The sequence below is a fragment of the Actinomadura sp. 7K507 genome, from assembly GCF_004348425.1.
Lineage (GTDB): Bacteria > Actinomycetota > Actinomycetes > Streptosporangiales > Streptosporangiaceae > Spirillospora.
Genome location: NZ_SMKK01000060.1, coordinates 24922 through 42998 on the forward strand (window position 1 = coordinate 24922; position 18077 = coordinate 42998).

Below are 18077 nucleotides of genomic sequence, written 5' to 3' on the forward strand. Positions count from 1 at the left end.
ACCCTAGTTGATCCATCCATACTATTTGACGGTGACGTCACTAATGACACGATTCGCGACACCGGCGGAGCCGTGCCGGTGCCGCGGAACCGTGCCGGGCCGGGCCGGGTCAGCTGACCGCCGCCGGCTCGAGGTCGGTGTAGCCCCCCTCGTTGATGGGCTTGAGCGAGCCGTCCTCCTGCACTTCGAAGAAGATGCCCTCGTGGCTGCACGCGCCGGGGCGGCCGGGCCACTGCTCACCGTCGCAGGTCACCTTCGGCCCCAGGTAGGTCTGGAAGTCCTTGACCTGCTGCATCGCCGTGGAGACCGACTTGTTGGTGATCTCGCCGTCGATGCCCTGGACCACCTTGGCCAGGTTGATGAGCCCGGCGAAGGAGTACAGCGACCGCGCCGACTGCTCGTCCTTGTAGTCGACCTCCTCCATCGCCTCGGCGAACTCGTCGAGCTGCTTCTGGACCTCGGCCGGCGCGTGGTCGCGGGAGGCCGGGACCCACAGCCGCGGCTGCACGATCGCGCCCGCCGCGTCCGGGCCCAGCTCGTCGATGAACTGCGAGCACGAGCCGGCGAAGACCGTACCGTCGTAGCCGGACTGCCGCAGCGCCCGGATCAGCCCGGTGCAGCCGTCCTCCGGCAGCGCAATGACGCCGGCCACGTCGGGCTTCGACGACATCTCGGTGGCCGCCACCACCTGGAAGTTGATGTTGTCGACCTTGGCGTAGACGGCGTCGACGTGCACGCCGAGCTTCTGCCCCATCGGCTTGACCAGGTCGTCGACGTAGCCGTGCGAGGACGGCGCGTCGGTCACGGCGAGCGAGGCCTTCTTCTTGCCGAGCTGGCTGAGGATCTTCACCATCCCGAGCGCGCTGGTCTCCAGCGGCCCGGAGAAGTAGAAGGCCGTCGGGTACTCCGCGCCCTCGGCGACGGCCTGGCCCGCGAGGGTGCCCACGATCGGGATGCCGGCCGACTTGAGGATCGGCGTCATCGCGCCCATGCTCGTGCCGTCATAGGCGTCGAAGACCACCGACACGTCGTTGGCGACGAAGTCGTTGGCGCACTTGACGCCGGCCTCCGGGGTGCCGTCGCCCGAGCAGATGTCGAGCTTGACCGGCCGGCCGCCGATACCGTCCAGCTTGTTGTTGATGTACCACTCCGCGGCTTCGGCGCCGTGGGTGTTCTGCGGGTAGGCCACCGGGCCGGTGTCGAGCGACTGGACGCCGAGGACGACCGGCTCCCCGGTCAGCCCGCCGTCGGTGCTCGTGGCCTCTGATTCCCCGCCGCATGCGGACAGGGCGAGGGCCATGGCCACCGCCCCCGCGACCGCGATCGTCTTCTTCATACCTGCTACCAGCCTTCTGCCGGAGGCGGCGGGCGCCGCCCTCACCTGACCTAGCCTGAGACGTTGATGTCACTGTCAATTGCGATGGGATGTCTGTTCGTTGGTCGGTTCCGTTCGAGTCCGCCCTAGTCGCCCTTCACGGAGTGAGCCTGTCCAGCAGTTCGCTCTTGCGGACCTTGCCCGTCGGGTTCCGGGGAAGCTCCGGAAGGACGTGATACTCGACCGGCACCTTGTAGCCGGCGAGCCGGGACCGGCACATCTCCTCCAGCGCCTCGACCGCCGGGGCCCGGTCGCGGAACTCCACGAACGCCACCACGACCTCGCCCCACTTGTCGTCGGGCCGGCCGACCACCGCCGCGTCCGCGACCTCGGGGACGTCGGTGAGCACGAGCTCGATCTCCGAGACGTAGATGTTCTCGCCGCCGCGGACGATCATGTCGCGGCTGCGGCCGCCCAGGAAGAGGAACCCCTCCTCGTCGACCCAGCCGCGGTCGCCGCCCCAGAACCACCCGTCGTGCAGGGCCTCCCGGGTCTTGCCGGGCAGGTCGAGGTATCCGGCCATCACGCACTCGGTCCGCGCGGCGATGTTGCCGACCACGCCGGCCGGGACCTCGTTGCCCTCGTCGTCGAGGATCCGCATGTCGACGTAGAGCACCGGCTGGCCCGCCGACGACAGCAGGTGCTCCTCCCCCGCCAGCGCCCGCCGGTGGTCCGCGGGGCGCAGCAGGGTCTGGACCCCGGACTCGGTGCCGGCGCCGAACATGTTCCAGAAACCGCAGTCGGGATACCGCTCCAGCGCCCGCTTCAGCAGGCTCGGCGGCATCGGGGCCGAGCCGTAGAGCATGGTGTCGAGACGCTCCCTCCCCGTGGGGCCGGTGTCGGCGTCGAGCACCGCCTGGATCATCGTCGGGACGAGGAAGCAGCCGGTCAGCAGCCCGTCCGCGATCGCCTTCGCCGTCAGCTCGGGGTCGAACTGCGGCTCGATGAGGGACGTGCACCCGACCGACACCTGTTCGAACACCAGCGCCCAGCCGGCGATGTGGAACAGCGGGGACGCCGTGTACCGCACGTCATGCGGCTTGGCGAAGATCTCCCAGCCGAGGCTCAGCATCCGCTTGAGCATGGCGTGGTTCTGCATGACCCCCTTGGGCAGCCCCGTGGTGCCGCTGGTGAACATGATTCCGAGGAGGTCGTCGTCGGCGAGCCTGACATCGGGCTCGACGTCACGGCCGGAGGCCACCAGGGACTCCACGTCGTCGTCCAGGCAGCCGTCCAGTGACAGCAGCGCGCACTCCCGGGGCAGCCCGGGAACCACCTTCCGCGCGAGTTCCAGGTAGCGCGCTCCCACGAAGAAGAACTCGGGCTTCGCCTGGCCGAGGATGTTCTCGATCTCGAACCGCGCCAGCCGGAAGTTCACCGGGACGTACGTCGCCCCCAGCTTGAAACAGGCCAGCAGAACCTCGGCGTAGGCGAACGAGTCGGTGTCCAGCAGCGCGATCCGGGTGCCCTTGCCGATCCCCCGCCCGGCCAGCGCGTCGCAGATCCGGTTGACGCGGCTGTTGACCTCGGCGAACGTGCGCTGCTCCCCGTCGCCGGAGATCCAGCAAGGCACGTCGCGGTGCCGCCTCGCCGACTCGGTGATGATCCTGCCGATGGGCCACGAAACGTCCAGGTCCACTTCTACTCCTTACCTCGGTCCGCGGAGACGGGCGTCAGCAACTCGTCGAGCGCCCGCCTCAGCAACCGGCCGAAAGGCGCGCCCTGATCGATCATCACGTGGTGGTAGGCGTTCGGGACGTCGTACTGGGCGATGGGGCGGCCGAGCAGTCCGGCCAGCACCTCGGCGGCGTCCGGCGGGACGATCTGGCTCAGCTCGCCGCGCACCACCGCCGTCGGGCACCGCACGTCCGCGAGCGACGCCGTCAGCCGGCCGGTGTCCAGCGCCCCGAAGATCGCCGGGTCGGACTTCCACGCCCATCCGCCGCTGACCGGCCGCACCGACCGTTCGGCGACGTAGGTCAGGATCCGCACGTCGGGTACCGGCTGGGGCGGCATCAGGCGGTACCGGTCCAGTGCGTCCTCGACCGTCGGGAACACCGTGTCGCCGCGCACCGCCGGCGGCCGTCCGTCCTCCCCCGGTTCGGAGACGACGCAGTCTACGAGGACCAGCGCCGGGACCGCGTCCGGCCGGGCCGCCGCCGCGCCGCCGGTGACCAGGCCGCCGATGCTGTGCCCCACGAGGGCCGCCGTGCCGCCGCACACCTCGTCGACGACCGCCAGGACCTCTCGCGACCACGTGTCCAGGTCGTACTCGCTCCGGCGGCCGCTGCCGCCGTGGCCGGACAGGTCCACGGCGACGACGTCGTAGGCGTCGGCGAGCCAGTTCGCGGTGTGGTGCCACCACGCCGTGTGGGCGGACGTCCCGTGCACGAGCACGACGGAAGGCGCACCGGGCCGCGACCACCGCTCCCAGGCGACGGGCACGCCGTCGACGACGATCGACCCGTCGCGGTCGAAGGCGAGTTCCGTCGAATCCGGCACGGTCGAATCTGGCATGGTCGGATCGCCTTCAGGAGGGCAGCACGGCGCCGGCGCCGTACTCGTCGACACCGAAGTACGCCGCCTCGACGTCCTCGCGGCGGTCGAGCAGCGACTTCGCGGAGGCGTCCAGCACGACCCGGCTGTGGTTGAGAATGATCCCCCGGTCGGCGACCGAGAGCGCCAGCTCGATGTGCTGCTCGACGAGGACCAGGCCGATCCCCTCGTCCCTGGCCAGATCCCGGATCGAGGGCAGCATCTCCTGGACGATCTTCGGTGCCAGCCCCAGGCTCATCTCGTCGATCATGAGCACCTTCGGCTTGGCGAGGATCGCCTTCGCGATCGTGAGCATCTGCTGCTCCCCGCCCGACAGCAGGCCGGCGCGGCGCCCCTGGATGTCGCGGAGCGCGGGGAACCGGTCCAGGACCTCCCGCTGCCGCTCCCTGTCGGGCCTCCGATGCGCCAGCCGGAAGTGCTCGCGGACGCTGAGGCCGAAGAACACGCCGCGGTCGTCGGGCACGAGCATCACGCCGCGCCTGGCCAGCCGGTGGGTGCGCTTGACCTCGACCTTCTCACCCAGGGCGAGCACCTCACCGGACATGAGCGGTACGAGCCCCACGATCGAGAGCAGCGCGGTGGTCTTGCCCGCGCCGTTCGGTCCGAGCAGCGCCACCACTTCCCCGGCGCCCACGTCGAAGTTGAGGTCGCGGACGGCCTGGACGCCGTTGTACCCGGCCGTGAGGTTCCGGACGCTGAGCACGGGATCAGGCATCTGCTTCCTCCATCGGGGAACCGAGGTATGCGGCGGCCACGGACGCGTCCACCCGGGCTTCCGCCGGCGTGCCCGTGAAGATCACCTTTCCGAACTCCATGACGTAGACGACGTCGCACACGTTCAGCACGAGCGACATGTCGTGGTCGATCAGCAGGACCCCGGGGCCGGATTTCGCGATCTCCCGGACCCGCGCCCCGAACTCGCGGCTCTCGTTGCTGTCCAGGCCCGCGGCGGGCTCGTCCAGGAGAAGCAGGTCGCAGCGTCCGGCGAGGGCGCGGGCGACGCCGACCAGCTTCTGCTGGCCGAGGGTCAGGTCGCGGGCCAGGGAACCGCGGGCGTCGGTCAGCCCGACCGTCTCCAGCGCGCGGTCGGCCGACCGTCCCGCGCCCGCCCGGCCGAAGACGTCACGGACCAGGGAGGCGAAACCGACTTTGCGGGCCGACACCAGGAGGTTCTCCTCGACGGTGAGGTTGCCGAACAGCTCCGCGGACTGCCAGGTGCGGGCGAGGCCCCCGGCCTTCCGCTTGTGCGGCGGCATCCCGGTGAGGCTCTGCCCGTTCAGGGTGATCTCGCCCTCGGCCGGGGTGAAGCCGGTGACGGCGTCGACCAGGGTCGTCTTGCCCGCGCCGTTGGGGCCGATGAGACCGACCACCGATCCCGGCCGGACCCGCAGGTCGATGTCGTCGTTGGCGACGACGCCCCCGTAGCGGACGGTCAGCCCGCGGGCCACGAGTCCCGGCGCACGATCAGACTCCGCCCGCTCAGATGGCCCGCGATCGGACTCCCTGTGTTCGGACTCCCTGTGTTCGGACTCCCTGTGTTCGGACTCCCTGTGATCGGGCTGCCCGTGTTCGGATTGCACGTGTTCGGGCTGCACGTGTTCAGACATGTCGGCCGACCTCCTCACGCACACCGCCGGCCGGCGGCGGAGCTGCGACTTCGGTTGTCCCGGGGTCGCCCGCTCCGGGGCGGCCCGCCGTCCTGGCCCGGACCCAGGCGATCTGTTCCCTCGTTTTTCCGGCGATGCCCGCCGGGTTGATGATGGCGGTGAGGATCAGCGCGAAACCGCTGATCAGCGCGTAGTAGTCGCCCATCTCGAACCACTGGTGCATGGCCGTGTAGACGAGCCCCAAGGGGCCGATCATGCCCGCGACGATCGCGCCGCCGAACGAGGTGATGCCGCCCAGGTACGCCATGGCGAGGACCTGCAGCCCCACGACCACCGAGAACGACTCGGCGGACAGCTGGCCCTGGCTGTAGCCGAGCAGGCATCCGGCCACGCCGGCGATGAACGCCGACAGGCCGAAGCCCATCAGCTTCGTGCGCCGGACGTCGATCCCCGCCGAGGCCGCCGCGCGCTCGTTCGCCCTGACGGCCAGGAACGCCCGCCCGGTGTCGCCCCGGGCGACCCGGATGAACATCAGGATCACCAGCGCGACCACGGCGAGGACCATCAGCGAGAACTCGACCCGCGCGAGGTCGCGTCCCTCCCGGACGGCGAAGCTCATGCCGAGCAGCCCCGGGTCGGCGATCGGGTTCCCGGACGGGGGCGTCAGGCTGTAGTTGCCGAACACGAACCGCTCGATCGCCAGCGCCGCCGCGATCGTCACGATCGCGAGCTGGACGCCGCGGATCCGGAACGCCGGCATGGCCACCGCCATGCCGAGGGCCGCCGCCGCGAGCGCGCAGAGCACGATGGCCAGCGGGAACGGCATGTTCCAGTAGCCGGTCAGCTTGGCCAGGGCGAATCCCGCGGCACCGGCGAACGCCGACTGCGCCAGCGAGATCTGCCCGAGGTATCCGGTGATCAGGACGTAGGAGAGCGCGAGCAGTGCGATGATCAGCGAGGTGGTGAGGGCGAACCGGTAGGTGTCGTTGAAGGCGAGGAGCAGGAAGACCGCCGCCCCCAGCAGGATCAGCGTGGGGACGGGGCGGATGCGGGGCACCGTCACGTCCGGGAGGCGCACCGACTGCAGCGATCCCCGCGCCGGCAGGCGCCGTCCGAGGACGAACAGGATGATCATGATGACGGCGAACGGGACGACCTGCTCCAGGCCCGACTTCGCCCACACCGGCCACCAGCTCTTCGTGGCGATGAGGCTGAGCTCGGACTGGAACACGCCGAGCACGACGCCGCCCACGGCGACGAGGGCGATGGACTCGAGCCGGGCGATCAGCAGCACCGCGAGCGCCGGCACGATCATCACGGTGTAGTTCGCCGGGCTGAGGCCGGTCAGCGTGCTGGCCAGCAGCACGCCCATCGTGCTGACCAGGGCGCCCAGGACCATCGCCACGAGGGCGAGGCGGTTGGGGTCGAAGCCCATCAGCACCGCTCCGCGCTCGTTCTCCGACGCCGCGCGGGTCGCGGCACCGGAGTAGGTGAACCGCAGGTAGCCCCAGACGCCGGCGGCGAGGACGAGCATGATGGCGGCCATCAGCATCTCGCGCACCGAGAGCGAGGCCCCGAGCACGTCGATCTCCTCGCGCGGGAGCAGCGACTCGACCTTCACGTTGTTCGGCCCGAACCGGATCACCGCCAGCGCCTGGAGGCCGATCATGAGCCCGATGGAGACCACGACCTGGGCGAGGACCGGCGCGTTCCGCACGGGCCGGAACACCAGGTAGTGCACGAGGACTCCGAGGACCGCCGCGCAGAGCAGCCCGATGAGCAGCGCCGGAAGGATGCCCACCTCGTCGCCGAGCTGGACGCTGCCCACGGGCAGGACCAGCAGCCCGTCGTCGACGAGCGTGGCGAAGACGTAGGCGCCCCACATCGCCATCGCGCCCTGGGCGAAGTTGATGATCCCGGTCGCGCGGTAGACGAGCAGCAGACCCGTCGCCAACCCGATGTAGACAGCGGCGAGCCCGAGCCCGAGCACCGCGAACTCCAGATAGGTGGTCACCTGCGTCTCCTCGCACCCGTCATGGTTCGTGTCCGTCCTGTGTTTCGCCGCGCTGAGGACCCTGTGGGGCGCGGACGGCCGGCCGGCGCGACGGGCCGTCCGGGGCCGCCTCGCCGGCGAGGTCTGTGATCTGGGGAAGGGGGGCCGCTCCCGGAGCACGGCCTGCTCCGGGAGCGGGGCGGATCATCCGCCGGACAGGCCCGCGGCCTTGTAGGCGAGGTGCTTGGCACGATCCATGTCGTACTGCCGCCGGGTGACCAGCCGCTGGGCGAACAGGCCGCCGCCGGACTGGATGTTGGTCACCTGGTGCCAGCCGCCGTAGGCGTCGGCGGTCGTGTCGCGGATGGCGTGGAAGAGCTTGGTGCGGTACTCGCCGCCGACCTCGTCCCCGGTCGACATGTACTTCTCGAGGAAGGGACGGAGCGTCTCGTTGTCGAAGTCGGACATCGAGGGGGCGGTCAGCACCGCGCCTCCGGCGATGTCGTGGAGATTGCGCACCATGCGGCTGAACTGCGTCGCGCCCTGGTACTTGGTGACGTTGGTGTACATGTCGTCGGGGTAGTAGTACCCCTCGGGCGTCGCGTGGGCGTGCACGAGCGCCGCTTCCAGGCCGGCCCGCAGCAGGGTGGCGTGGATGATCATCTCGTCGATCTTCTCGCGGATGTGGGCGATCCTGCTGGTGCCGTTCGCCTCGGCGATCAGCTGGGCGAGGCCGACGAGTTCGTCGGCCTGCTCGACCATGAAGGCCGTGCCGCCGAGCCGCTCCCACAGGCCCAGCGAGTGGGCGAAGACCGCGGCCTGCTCGACCTGGCCGTCGAGGAACACGTTCTCGTCGGGGACGAAGACGTCGTCGAAGATGCACATGCTGTCCGGCACGCTCTTCTTCGAGCTCACCGGGTAGTCCCGGCCGTCGCCGCCGTTCGGGTGGTAGGTGGTGTTGGTGATGTGCACGCCCGGCGCGTTCACGGGGATCGCGCAGGCGATCGCGTAGTCCTCCTCGCCGGGCTTCATGGTCTTGGTGGGCATGACCATGAGGTCGTGGCCGAGTGCCGCGGCGCTGATGTGCAGCTTGGCGCCGCGCACCACGACGCCGTCGGGGCGGCGTTCGACGACGCGGACGTAGGCGTCGGGGTCGTCCTGCTTCGCGGGGGCCTGGCTGCGGTTGCCCTTGGCGTCGGTGATGCATTCGGTGATGCGGATGTCATCTTCGAGTGCGCGCTTGATGTAGGCGTTGATCCGGGGGATGTACTGCGGGACGGCCGGCTCGATGCGGGCGGAGGCGACGATCAGCGTCATGATCGACTGGTACGTCACGTTGAGGAGCAGGTCCATCTCGAGAAGTTCGGGAATCTTGTTGCGCAGCTCGTCCGCGCTCCGGGGTGCGGTGATGACCTGGTTGTACGCGCCTGGCTCGGCGGAGTAGTACTTGTCGTACCCCTCTGCCGCCACGTTCATCGGCACCGCGAGCGCCGGCTCGGTGTCGAAGTCCTCGACGAGACGTCCCTCGAAGTAGACCTTCCGTCCGTCCTTGAGCGAGTCCTTGTACTGCTTCCCCGTCATCATCGTGGGGGGTCCTCCTCCTGGTGCGAGGCCGCCGCCCGCGCGGCTCCCGTTCGGTGCCGGGATGCCCCGGCGAACGCCTGGGTTCGGTACTGAAATCCGCCTGAATATGACGTCGTCGTCATGTGCGTGACCTTGTCATGCGCCTCCCCGAGTGTCAAGGGTCACATTCGTGCCGGGAACCGCCCGTCCGGGAGCGCGAAAGCTCCACGGGCGGCGTCATGCCGCGTCCGCCCCGGGGTGCGTCAGAGCCGCTCGATGATGGTCGCGTTGGCCATGCCGCCGCCCTCGCACATGGTCTGCAGCCCGTAGCGTCCGCCCGTGCGCTCGAGCTCGCAGAGCAGCGTCGCCATCAGCCGGGTGCCCGAGGAGCCGAGCGGGTGGCCGAGCGCGATCGCACCGCCGTTCGGGTTCACCTTCTCCATGTCGAAGCCGGTCTCCTTCTGCCACGCCAGGACGACGGACGCGAACGCCTCGTTGATCTCGACGACGTCGATGTCGCCGGCGCGCAGACCGGAGCGGTCGAGCACCTTGCGGGTGGCGGGGATCGGTGCGGTGAGCATGGCGATGGGGTCGTCGCCCGCGACGGCGAACGTGTGGAAGCGGGCCCGCGGCGTCAGGCCGAGCCGCCCGGCGGTGTCCTCGGACATGATCAGCACCGCGGAGGCCCCGTCGGTGATCTGCGAGCTGTTGGCGGCGGTCACCTTCCCGTCCGGGCGGAACGCGGGCTTGAGGGCCGCCAGCTTCTCCGCCGTCGACGCGCGGATCCCCTCGTCGGCGGTGAGGTCGGCCCCGGTGCGGGTCACCTCTTCGGTTTCGGGGTCCCAGGTCCGGGCCTCGACGGGGAGCAGTTCGCGGTCGAAGCGCCCGGCGTCGCGCGCCGCCGCGGCGAACCGCTGGCTGCGCAGGCCGAAGGCGTCGAGTTCCTCGCGGGTGAGGCCCCAGCGGTCGGCGATGAGCTCGGCGCTCAGCCCCTGGTGGACCAGTCCCCTGGCGCCGTAGGTCTCGACGTGGGCGTAGCGGGCCTTGGCCAGCGGGCCGAACGGGTCGCCGCCGGCGCCGGTCGCGCCCATCGGCGTCCGCGTCATGACCTCGACACCGGCGGCGACGACGATGTCGTAGGCGCCGGCGATCACGCCCTGGGCGGCGAAGTGGGCGGCCTGCTGGCTGGAGCCGCACTGCCGGTCGATCGTGGTGGCGGGGACGCTCTCGGGCCACCCGGCGGCGAGCACGGCGGAGCGGCCCACGTTGACGCTCTGGTCACCCACCTGGCCGACGCACCCCATGACCACGTCGTCGACGAGGGCGGGGTCGAGGCCGTTCCGCTCTCCCAGCGCCCGCAGGACGGTTCCGGCCAGGTCGGCGGCATGCCACCCGCCCAGGGACCCGTTGCGTCTGCCGCCCGGTGTGCGGACGGCGTCGACGATGACCGCGGACTTGGACATGAACGCTCCCTGACTTGAAATTGACGTCGTCCTCACAATAAATTCGGATTCGAAGACGTGTCAACGGTCACATCAGGGGCCGGAACTCGCCCCGCACTCCATGCCCTTCCCGGACACGGGATGCGATCGGTGCTCAGGCGCGGGCGACCTTCCGGGGGAAGATCACCGCGGTCAGCCAGACGGCCAGGACGATGAGCCCGGCGCACCAGAGCAGGCCGACCCACAGCTCGGAACCCGGCGACTGACCGTTCAGCAAGGCGCGCGAACTGTCGATGATGGGCGTCATCGGCTGGTGCTGGGCGATGGGCTGCAGCCAGCCGGGCATCGTCTCCACCCGCGCGAAGCCGCTCGAAATGTAGGGCAGGAAGAGCAGGATGAAGCCGTAGCCGTTGGCGGCCTCGGCCGACCCCGCCACCATCCCGAGCATGGCGAAGACGCATGTGATCACCAGGATCCACAGCGCGATGATCCCGACCGCGCCGAGGAACTGCAGGACGTTCGCGTCGGTGCGGAAACCGACCGCGAAGCCCACGAGGAGGACCACGGCGGTGGCCAGCAGGTTGCGCACCATCGACGACGCGGTGTGCCCCAGCAGCACGGTCACGGAGGGGAACGGCATCGTGCGCAGCCGGTTCATGAACCCGGTGGTCATGTCGTTGCTGACCACGACGGAGGTGTAGGAGGCGCCGAACCCCGCCGCGATCAGGGCGATGGCCGGCAGGACGAACGCCAGATAGGCCTCCCGCGCCCCGGCCGCGTCCTCGCCCTGGCCGACGTTCATGGCGCCGCCGAGGACGTAGGTGAAGATCAGCATGAGCATGACGGGCAGGAGCACCGCCATCAGCAGCGACTCGCCGTCGCGGAAGGAGTGCTTGAGGCTGCGGACGGTGAAGACGCGCAGGCCGACGAGGAAACCGGCGCCGCCGGCCGGGGCGGGCGACGGCACGGCGGTCACGGTCGTGGAGGTGGCGGTCATGCTGCCTTCTTTCCGGTGAGCTGGAGGAAGACCTCGTCCAGGGTGGGACGGCGGACCGTGACCTGGACGTCGGGTCGTTCGGCCGCCAGGGCGGCGAGGTGCCGGGAGATCTCCAGGGCCGAGCCCCGGGTGGCGATCTCCCCGGTGACGTTGCCGTGGCCGTCGTGCAGCTGGATGGTCGAGCCGCCCACGCGCTCCTTGAGCTGGGAGGCGGTGCCGTCGGCGACGATGCGCCCGTCGTTCAGGACCAGGATCCGGTCGGCGAGCACGTCGGCCTCCTCCAGGTACTGGGTGGTGAGGAAGATCGAGGTGCCGGTCTGGGCCAGGCCCGTGATCTCGTCCCACAGCGTCTGGCGGCTGCGGGTGTCCAGGCCGGTGGTGGGTTCGTCGAGGAAGATCAGCCGCGGCCGCGCGATGAGGCTGACCGCGATGTCGAGCTTGCGGCGCATGCCGCCGGAGTAGGTGCTCACGCGCTTGCCGGCCGCCGCGGTCAGCTCGAAGCGGTCGAGCAGGTCGGCGGTGCGGTCGGCGGTGTCGCGGCGGGAGAGGCCGAAGAGCCGTCCCATCATGTGGAGGTTCTCGACCCCGCTGAGCCGTTCGTCGACGGCGGCGTACTGCCCGGTCAGGGAGATCATGCCCTGGATCTTCTTCTTGTCCCCGCGGACGTCGAGGCCGAGGACGCGGGCGGCGCCGGAGTCGAAGGGCGTCAGCGTGGACAGGATGTTGACCAGCGTGGTCTTGCCGGCGCCGTTGGGTCCGAGGAGCGCGTGGATGCCCGGCGGGAGGGCCAGGTCGAGGCCCTTCAGGACCTCGTTGTTCCCGAAGCCCTTGGTGAGCCCGTCGAGCTCGATCAGAGGCGCGTCTGTGTATCGCATATACTGAGTATGACATAAACAGTGTGTGCTATAAACAGTGTGTGAGACACACAGCAAGCGCCCACGCGGATCCATCACGAGTGAGAACATCGAGCACATGGCAGACACGACCGGGACCGGCCTACCGCAAGCCCTCGCGATCGCCTGGGGCATGCAGGAAGCCCCGCAGCGCGGGCCGGCCCGCGGGCTGACCCATGCGCGGATCGTCGCCGCCGCCATCGAGATCGCCGACACCGAGGGCCTCGGTGCCGTGACCATGCAGGCGGTGGCGAAGTCGCTGGGCTTCACCACCATGTCGCTCTACCGGTACGTCTCCAGCAAGGACGACCTCGTGCGCCTCATGCAGGACGCCGCGGTGACCTCCACGGAGACGGTCGAACTGCCCGACGACTGGCGCGAGGCACTGAGGACGTGGGCGGGACTGGTCCGCGACGCCTACCGCGCCCACCCGTGGGTGCTGGAGACCCCCCGTGGGCAGCTGTCGGTCCTGATGCCCGCCTCGGTCCGCGCCGCCGACATGGGCCTCGCGGCATTGGCGGGTCTCGACCTCGCCGACGGCGACAAGGTCGCCGCCATCCTGCTCATCTCCCAGCACGTCAGCTCCATGGTGGAGCTTGAGCAGTCCCTCGCCGCAGAAGGCACGCCCGCCATCACCCCGCAAGGCGGGGAGGCGCTGCGCGAGGTCATCACCGCCGACCACTTCCCCCACCTCGCCCCGATCATGGCGGCGGGGGGGTACGTCGTCGGCGAAGAGCAGGCAGCCGAGGCGGAAGGCGTGGACGCCGAGTACGAGTTCGGTCTCGACCTACTGATCGCCGGCCTCGAATCCCTCGAACGGCGCCGCCACTCGACCTGACGACGCCACGCCGCGGGCACCGCTCGTACAGGCCTCCGGCGAGCCACTACTTGACATTGAAGCGCAAGTACTTGCTAACATCCGTCAAGTGACGACCACGGGTGATCACGTCGAGCTGGTGAACGAGCTGGTCCAAGTGCTGGAGACGCGGGTCCTCAACCCGCTGGAGATCCTTCTGGCGTCCGGAGAACTCCTCGGCCCGATCAGGGCGCGGCTGCGCGTGGAGGCCGAAGTCTGGGCCGCGCAACTGCTCGGCGCCGACCGGGAACTGGCCACGCTGACCGCGGCCCGGCTCATCGGGGTGCTGTTCCCCGGCGACGCGCCCTTCGACCCGCCGGCCTCCTGGTGGCGTACCGCACTGGGACGCGCCGTGGTGCGCACGGCAGGCCACCCCGCCGCGGCGGCCGTCCCGCACGCCACCGCCGGGGCGATGCTCGGCATCACCCGGCAGGGCGTCCACGACCTGGTCAAGCGCGGCAAGCTCGGCAGGCACCCCGACGGCGGCGTCACCACGTCCTCGATCCGCGACCGGCTCAACCGTCCCCAGGAGAACATCCGTGTCCCCACGCGACATGACCATCGATGATCGCCCCGTCCGGCTGGCGGTCCGCGACCACGGCGGATCCGGGTCCCCGGTGCTGCTGCTCCACGGCCTGGGCGGCACCCTCCTGCACTGGGACGCGGTCGCGCCGCTGCTGACCGGCGAGCACCGGGTCGTCGCCATGGACCTGCGCGGCCACGGACTGTCCGGCGACGGCCCGTGGGAGTGGGACGCGGTCCTGGACGACCTACAGGCGGTCATCGACCATCTCGACCTGGACCCTCCCATGCTGGTGGGCCACTCCATCGGCGGCATGGTCGCGGTCAGGTGGGCACTGCGCCACCCGGACGGCCCCGGAATCGTCAACCTCGACGGCCTGCGCTCGGCCGAGACCGCACCCGAGCATTACGCGGGCATCGCGCAGGAGGAACTGACCGAACTCCTGGCCGAACTGAAGGCCGTCTTCGACGCCCAGGCCGACGCGATGGCCCACCCGCTCCCCGAGGCGCACATCGCGATGCTCCCCCAGCGGTCGCTGCGCACCACCGATGCGGGCGTCCACGTACGGCCGGACGCCGCACTCGCCCGGCAGATCAGATACGACCCGCACTTCCAGGACAGCATCGCGGCGGTGCCCGGCATCCGCTGCCCCGCCCTGTTCGTCCTGGCCACCGAGAACATGCCCGGCCTGCCCGGCCGCACAGGCGACCTGATGCCCGCCCTGCGCGCGGGAATCCGCCGCGACCTGCTCCCCCTCACCGCCGACCGGCCACACCTACGCGTCCTCGAACTACCCGCCGGCCACAACATGGTCGCCGAACTACCAGACCGGATAGCCCAGGCCATCCTGAGCCACGCGGCACCCCACGCGCGAAACTGAGCCAGCCGTCCCCGAGGGCCGGGCCGATGCGCTTCGGGTGAGGGCTCCGGCATGGTCAAAGTGGACGCCGCGTGCGGCCTCGCGCGCGAACCCTGATCGAGAAGCACGACGCGAACGAGCCCCGGTGCCGTGCGGGACCGGGGCTCGATGCGGTCGTTCGTCAGATCAGGCCGAGCTTGCGGACGGCGTCGCGCTCCTCGGACAGCTCGTTCACCGAGCCGTCGATGCGGGAGCGGGAGAAGTCGTTGACGTCCAGGCCCTGGACGATCTCCCACTTGCCGTTCTTCGTGGTGACCGGGAAGGACGAGATCAGGCCCTCGGGCACGCCGTACGAGCCGTCCGACACGACCGCCATGGACGTCCAGTCGCCGTCGGCGGTGCCGTTCACCCAGGTGTGGACGTGGTCGATCGCGGCGGACGCGGCCGACGCCGCCGAGGACGCGCCGCGGGCTTCGATGATCGCCGCGCCGCGCTTGGCGACGGTCGGGATGAAGTCGTTCTCCAGCCAGGTCTGGTCGTTCACCGTCTCGGCGGCGTTCTTGCCGGCGATCTCGGCGTGGAAGATGTCCGGGTACTGGGTGGCGGAGTGGTTGCCCCAGATCGCCAGCCTGCGGATGTCGGCGACCGAGACGCCCGCCTTCTTCGACAGCTGCGCGAGCGCGCGGTTGTGGTCGAGGCGGGTCATCGCGGTGAAACGCTCGGACGGGACGTCCGGGGCGTGCTGCTGGGCGATGAGGGCGTTGGTGTTGGCCGGGTTGCCGACCACCAGGACCTTGACGTCGTCGGCCGCGCCCGCGTTGATCGCCTCGCCCTGCGGCTTGAAGATGCCGCCGTTGGCCTCCAGCAGGTCGCCGCGCTCCATGCCCTTCGTCCGGGGGCGTGCCCCGACGAGCATCGCCACGTTGGTGCCCTGGAACGCCTTGGTCGCGTCGTCGAAGATGTCGATGCCGGACAGCAGCGGGAACGCGCAGTCGTCCAGTTCCATCGCGGTGCCTTCGGCGGCCTTCACCGCCGGCGGAATCTCCAGCAGCCGCAGGCGTACGGGTACGTCCGCGCCGAGGAGGTGCCCGGACGCGATGCGGAACAGCAGCGCGTAGCCGATCTGGCCCGCCGCGCCGGTAACGGTAACGGTGACTGGGGTGCGAGTCATGCGTCCTTCTCCTGCTGTGACCTGACGGGGCTCAGGCGGCCTTCCCTTCGAACCCGACCGCCCGAGAGCCCCGCCCGTGCGCCCGACACTGCACGTGGGTCTCTCGCCGTCGAGATATCTGCCTGGTTCAGGCTATCGCGCGCCGCCTGCCCGCCTCCCGCCAGGTGCACCACCCGGCATGACGATCTTCCCTCGGACAAGCGGAAGGCCGCCCCGGACGAACCGGGACGGCCTCCAAGTCACGGCTCGGTTCAGCCGTTGATCTTCTTCTGGAGGTTGGTGTCGAGTGCCTCCAGGAACTCCTGCGTCGTCAAGAACGGAGTGTCGCGGCCGACCAGGAGGGCCAGGTCCTTGGTCATCTGGCCGGATTCGACGGTCTCGATGCAGACCTGCTCGATCTTCCGCGCGAAGTCGCTGACCTCGGGCTGGTTGTCGAGCTTGCCTCGGTGCTCCAGGCCACGGGTCCAGGCGAAGATCGACGCGATGGGGTTGGTCGACGTCGGCTTGCCCTGCTGGTGCTGCCGGTAGTGCCGGGTCACCGTGCCGTGCGCGGCCTCGGCCTCGACGGTCTTGCCGTCGGGGGTCATGAGGACGGAGGTCATGAGGCCGAGGGAGCCGAAGCCCTGCGCGAGGGTGTCGGACTGGACGTCGCCGTCGTAGTTCTTGGCGGCCCAGACGAACCCGCCCTCCCACTTCAGCGCCGCCGCGACCATGTCGTCGATGAGGCGGTGCTCGTACTCCAGGCCCTTGGACTCGAACTCGGCCTTGAACTCGGCCTCGTAGATCTCCTGGAAGAGGTCCTTGAACCGGCCGTCGTAGGCCTTGAGGATCGTGTTCTTCGTCGACATGTACAGCGGCATCCCGCGCTCCAGCGCGTACCGCATGGTCGCCCGCGCGAAGTCGCGGATCGAGTCGTCGTAGTTGTACATGCCCATGGCGACGCCGCCGCCGGGGAAGTCGGCGATCTCGAACTCCATCGGCTCGGAGTCGTCCGCCGGGGTGTAGGTGATCGTCACCTTGCCGGGGCCCGGAACCACGAAGTCGGTGGCCTTGTACTGGTCGCCGTGCGCGTGGCGGCCGATGATGATCGGCTTGGTCCAGCCGGGGACGAGCCGGGGGATGTTGGAGCAGATGATCGGCTCACGGAACACCACGCCGCCCAGGATGTTGCGGATCGTCCCGTTCGGGGACCGCCACATCTTCTTCAGGCCGAACTCCTCGACGCGCGCCTCGTCGGGGGTGATGGTCGCGCACTTGACGCCGACGCCGTGCTCGCGAATGGCGTTCGCGGCGTCGACCGTGACCTGGTCGTCCGTGGCGTCACGGTGTTCCATTCCCAGGTCGTAGTACTTCAGATCGACATCGAGGTAAGGCAGGATCAGCTGGTCCTTGATGAATTTCCAGATGATCCGCGTCATTTCGTCGCCGTCGAGTTCGACGACCGGGCCCGCTACTTTGATCTTGGGCATGCTGTGGCTGTCCCTTTCCTACACCTGGCCAGCGGTGAGGCCCTCGTCATCCTCGGTGGGGGGTGGCGGTGTCGGGCCGCCGGTACACCCCTGGATTGAAGGGACTCGGTCCTTGTAAGGCTCAACTGGCAAGGCTAGCCGAGGCGCCCGGAAGGTCTAGACCTGACCCGGCCGTTAAGGATGTCCGGGGCCGCCTTCACCTGGGACGACGTGCCGGCCCGGCGGACCGTCCCGGCGTTTGCCGATGAGCAGCTTCACACCGCGCGCCAGCAGGACGAGCAGGATCAGCACCCCGAAGGCGCCCGCGAGGAGGAGGCCGGTCTTGTGCATCGGCGGGATGCTGAGCGACACGAACGCGACCATCTCGCCCAGGATCACGAGCGTCCAGCAGTCGATGGACCTGCTGCGGACGGCGAGCGGGCCGAGCTGGGACTCCGGCAGCAGGAGCCGCGCGAGCGCGCCGATGAGCAGCGCGGCCGCGATCAGGCCGGAGCCCTTGCGGAAGTAGTTGAAGGCGCAGAGCGTGAGGCCGGCGCCGACGCCGCTGAGCACGATCAGGTAGGGCAGCTGCGCGAGCCAGTGCGGCGCGGCCCCCCTGCGCCGCGGCGTCCTACGCCGCCGCCGCTGCACCTCGGTGCTCATGACCGTCCTCCAGCCCCGCTCGACATTCCACGGTATAGGCATTCCGATCCCGGCACGACATCGCCGATCGCCCGCCGGGGCCCCTCGTGGGGGCCGTCCGCAGGTCCGGGGGTGTCCGGGTTGTCGGGCGG

16 protein-coding genes are annotated in these 18077 nt (G+C 69.9%); 3 read left to right on the forward strand and 13 right to left on the reverse strand.

Annotated elements, in window-relative coordinates; genetic code table 11:
• Positions 1-109: 109 nt before the first annotated feature.
• From E1285_RS15885 to E1285_RS15930, 10 genes are all read right to left on the reverse strand, one after another.
• Positions 110-1336, reverse strand: coding sequence for an ABC transporter substrate-binding protein (locus E1285_RS15885; protein WP_132152681.1), 1227 nt, complete (start codon positions 1334-1336; stop codon positions 110-112).
• Positions 1337-1472: 136 nt separating this feature from the next.
• A complete protein-coding gene (locus E1285_RS15890) occupies positions 1473-3014 on the reverse strand; it encodes an AMP-binding protein (protein ID WP_132152683.1) in 1542 nt (513 codons plus the stop codon).
• A 2-nt stretch (positions 3015-3016) separates the two neighbouring features.
• Complete coding sequence (locus E1285_RS15895; RefSeq protein WP_132152685.1) at positions 3017-3892, reverse strand: alpha/beta hydrolase; 876 nt, start codon at positions 3890-3892, stop codon at positions 3017-3019.
• 13 nt (positions 3893-3905) lie between these two features.
• Positions 3906-4646 carry an ABC transporter ATP-binding protein gene (locus E1285_RS15900; protein WP_132152687.1) on the reverse strand — a complete coding sequence of 247 codons (741 nt, stop codon included), beginning with the start codon at positions 4644-4646 and terminating at the stop codon, positions 3906-3908.
• On the reverse strand, positions 4639-5379 hold the full coding sequence (locus E1285_RS15905) for an ABC transporter ATP-binding protein (protein ID WP_207946613.1): 741 nt from the start codon (positions 5377-5379) through the stop codon (positions 4639-4641). The genes E1285_RS15900 and E1285_RS15905 overlap by 8 nt, the downstream gene beginning before the upstream one ends.
• A 151-nt stretch (positions 5380-5530) precedes the next feature.
• A complete protein-coding gene (locus E1285_RS15910) occupies positions 5531-7552 on the reverse strand; it encodes an ABC transporter permease (protein WP_132152691.1) in 2022 nt (673 codons plus the stop codon).
• Positions 7553-7735: 183 nt separating this feature from the next.
• Positions 7736-9115 (reverse strand): 4-hydroxyphenylacetate 3-hydroxylase N-terminal domain-containing protein, encoded by a 1380-nt coding sequence (locus E1285_RS15915; protein ID WP_132152693.1) that lies wholly within the window; start codon positions 9113-9115, stop codon positions 7736-7738.
• 242 nt (positions 9116-9357) lie between these two features.
• Positions 9358-10557 (reverse strand): acetyl-CoA C-acyltransferase, encoded by a 1200-nt coding sequence (locus E1285_RS15920; RefSeq protein ID WP_132152695.1) that lies wholly within the window; start codon positions 10555-10557, stop codon positions 9358-9360.
• Positions 10558-10690: 133 nt separating this feature from the next.
• Entirely contained in the window at positions 10691-11533 is an 843-nt protein-coding gene (locus E1285_RS15925) for an ABC transporter permease (RefSeq protein ID WP_132152697.1), read from the reverse strand.
• Positions 11530-12408 (reverse strand): ATP-binding cassette domain-containing protein, encoded by an 879-nt coding sequence (locus E1285_RS15930; protein ID WP_132152699.1) that lies wholly within the window; start codon positions 12406-12408, stop codon positions 11530-11532. The genes E1285_RS15925 and E1285_RS15930 overlap by 4 nt, the downstream gene beginning before the upstream one ends.
• A gap of 97 nt (positions 12409-12505) precedes the next feature.
• Here E1285_RS15930 and E1285_RS15935 point away from each other — a divergent pair, with 97 nt between their 5' ends.
• From E1285_RS15935 to E1285_RS15945, 3 genes are all read left to right on the forward strand, one after another.
• Positions 12506-13264: a TetR/AcrR family transcriptional regulator C-terminal domain-containing protein gene (locus tag E1285_RS15935; RefSeq protein ID WP_132152701.1), complete on the forward strand. Its 759-nt coding sequence runs from the start codon at positions 12506-12508 to the stop codon at positions 13262-13264.
• 88 nt (positions 13265-13352) lie between these two features.
• Positions 13353-13850: a hypothetical protein gene (locus E1285_RS15940; RefSeq protein ID WP_132152704.1), complete on the forward strand. Its 498-nt coding sequence runs from the start codon at positions 13353-13355 to the stop codon at positions 13848-13850.
• The gene (locus E1285_RS15945; protein WP_132152706.1) at positions 13837-14685 is read left to right on the forward strand and encodes an alpha/beta hydrolase; all 849 of its coding nucleotides are present in this window, start codon (positions 13837-13839) and stop codon (positions 14683-14685) included. The genes E1285_RS15940 and E1285_RS15945 overlap by 14 nt, the downstream gene beginning before the upstream one ends.
• A gap of 160 nt (positions 14686-14845) precedes the next feature.
• Here the strand turns inward: E1285_RS15945 and E1285_RS15950 are convergent, their stop codons facing one another.
• From E1285_RS15950 to E1285_RS15960, 3 genes are all read right to left on the reverse strand, one after another.
• Positions 14846-15835, reverse strand: coding sequence for a malate dehydrogenase (locus E1285_RS15950; RefSeq protein ID WP_132152708.1), 990 nt, complete (start codon positions 15833-15835; stop codon positions 14846-14848).
• 251 nt (positions 15836-16086) lie between these two features.
• Positions 16087-17304, reverse strand: coding sequence for an NADP-dependent isocitrate dehydrogenase (locus E1285_RS15955; RefSeq protein ID WP_132152710.1), 1218 nt, complete (start codon positions 17302-17304; stop codon positions 16087-16089).
• 174 nt (positions 17305-17478) lie between these two features.
• On the reverse strand, positions 17479-17946 hold the full coding sequence (locus E1285_RS15960; protein WP_132152712.1) for a DUF3017 domain-containing protein: 468 nt from the start codon (positions 17944-17946) through the stop codon (positions 17479-17481).
• Positions 17947-18077 lie beyond the last annotated feature (131 nt).

What these genes read in the sequence shown, in the direction of transcription:
- E1285_RS15915 (WP_132152693.1), bottom strand. Translation starts at nt 9,115, where the DNA reads ATGATGACGGGGAAGCAGTACAAGGACTCGCTCAAGGACGGACGGAAG.
- E1285_RS15900 (WP_132152687.1), bottom strand. Translation starts at nt 4,646, where the DNA reads ATGCCTGATCCCGTGCTCAGCGTCCGGAACCTCACGGCCGGGTACAAC.
- E1285_RS15955 (WP_132152710.1), bottom strand. Translation starts at nt 17,304, where the DNA reads ATGCCCAAGATCAAAGTAGCGGGCCCGGTCGTCGAACTCGACGGCGAC.
- E1285_RS15895 (WP_132152685.1), bottom strand. Translation starts at nt 3,892, where the DNA reads ATGCCAGATTCGACCGTGCCGGATTCGACGGAACTCGCCTTCGACCGC.
- E1285_RS15920 (WP_132152695.1), bottom strand. Translation starts at nt 10,557, where the DNA reads ATGTCCAAGTCCGCGGTCATCGTCGACGCCGTCCGCACACCGGGCGGC.
- E1285_RS15925 (WP_132152697.1), bottom strand. Translation starts at nt 11,533, where the DNA reads ATGACCGCCACCTCCACGACCGTGACCGCCGTGCCGTCGCCCGCCCCG.
- E1285_RS15950 (WP_132152708.1), bottom strand. Translation starts at nt 15,835, where the DNA reads ATGACTCGCACCCCAGTCACCGTTACCGTTACCGGCGCGGCGGGCCAG.
- E1285_RS15935 (WP_132152701.1), top strand. Translation starts at nt 12,506, where the DNA reads ATGGCAGACACGACCGGGACCGGCCTACCGCAAGCCCTCGCGATCGCC.
- E1285_RS15960 (WP_132152712.1), bottom strand. Translation starts at nt 17,946, where the DNA reads ATGAGCACCGAGGTGCAGCGGCGGCGGCGTAGGACGCCGCGGCGCAGG.
- E1285_RS15930 (WP_132152699.1), bottom strand. Translation starts at nt 12,408, where the DNA reads ATGCGATACACAGACGCGCCTCTGATCGAGCTCGACGGGCTCACCAAG.
- E1285_RS15885 (WP_132152681.1), bottom strand. Translation starts at nt 1,336, where the DNA reads ATGAAGAAGACGATCGCGGTCGCGGGGGCGGTGGCCATGGCCCTCGCC.
- E1285_RS15945 (WP_132152706.1), top strand. Translation starts at nt 13,837, where the DNA reads ATGACCATCGATGATCGCCCCGTCCGGCTGGCGGTCCGCGACCACGGC.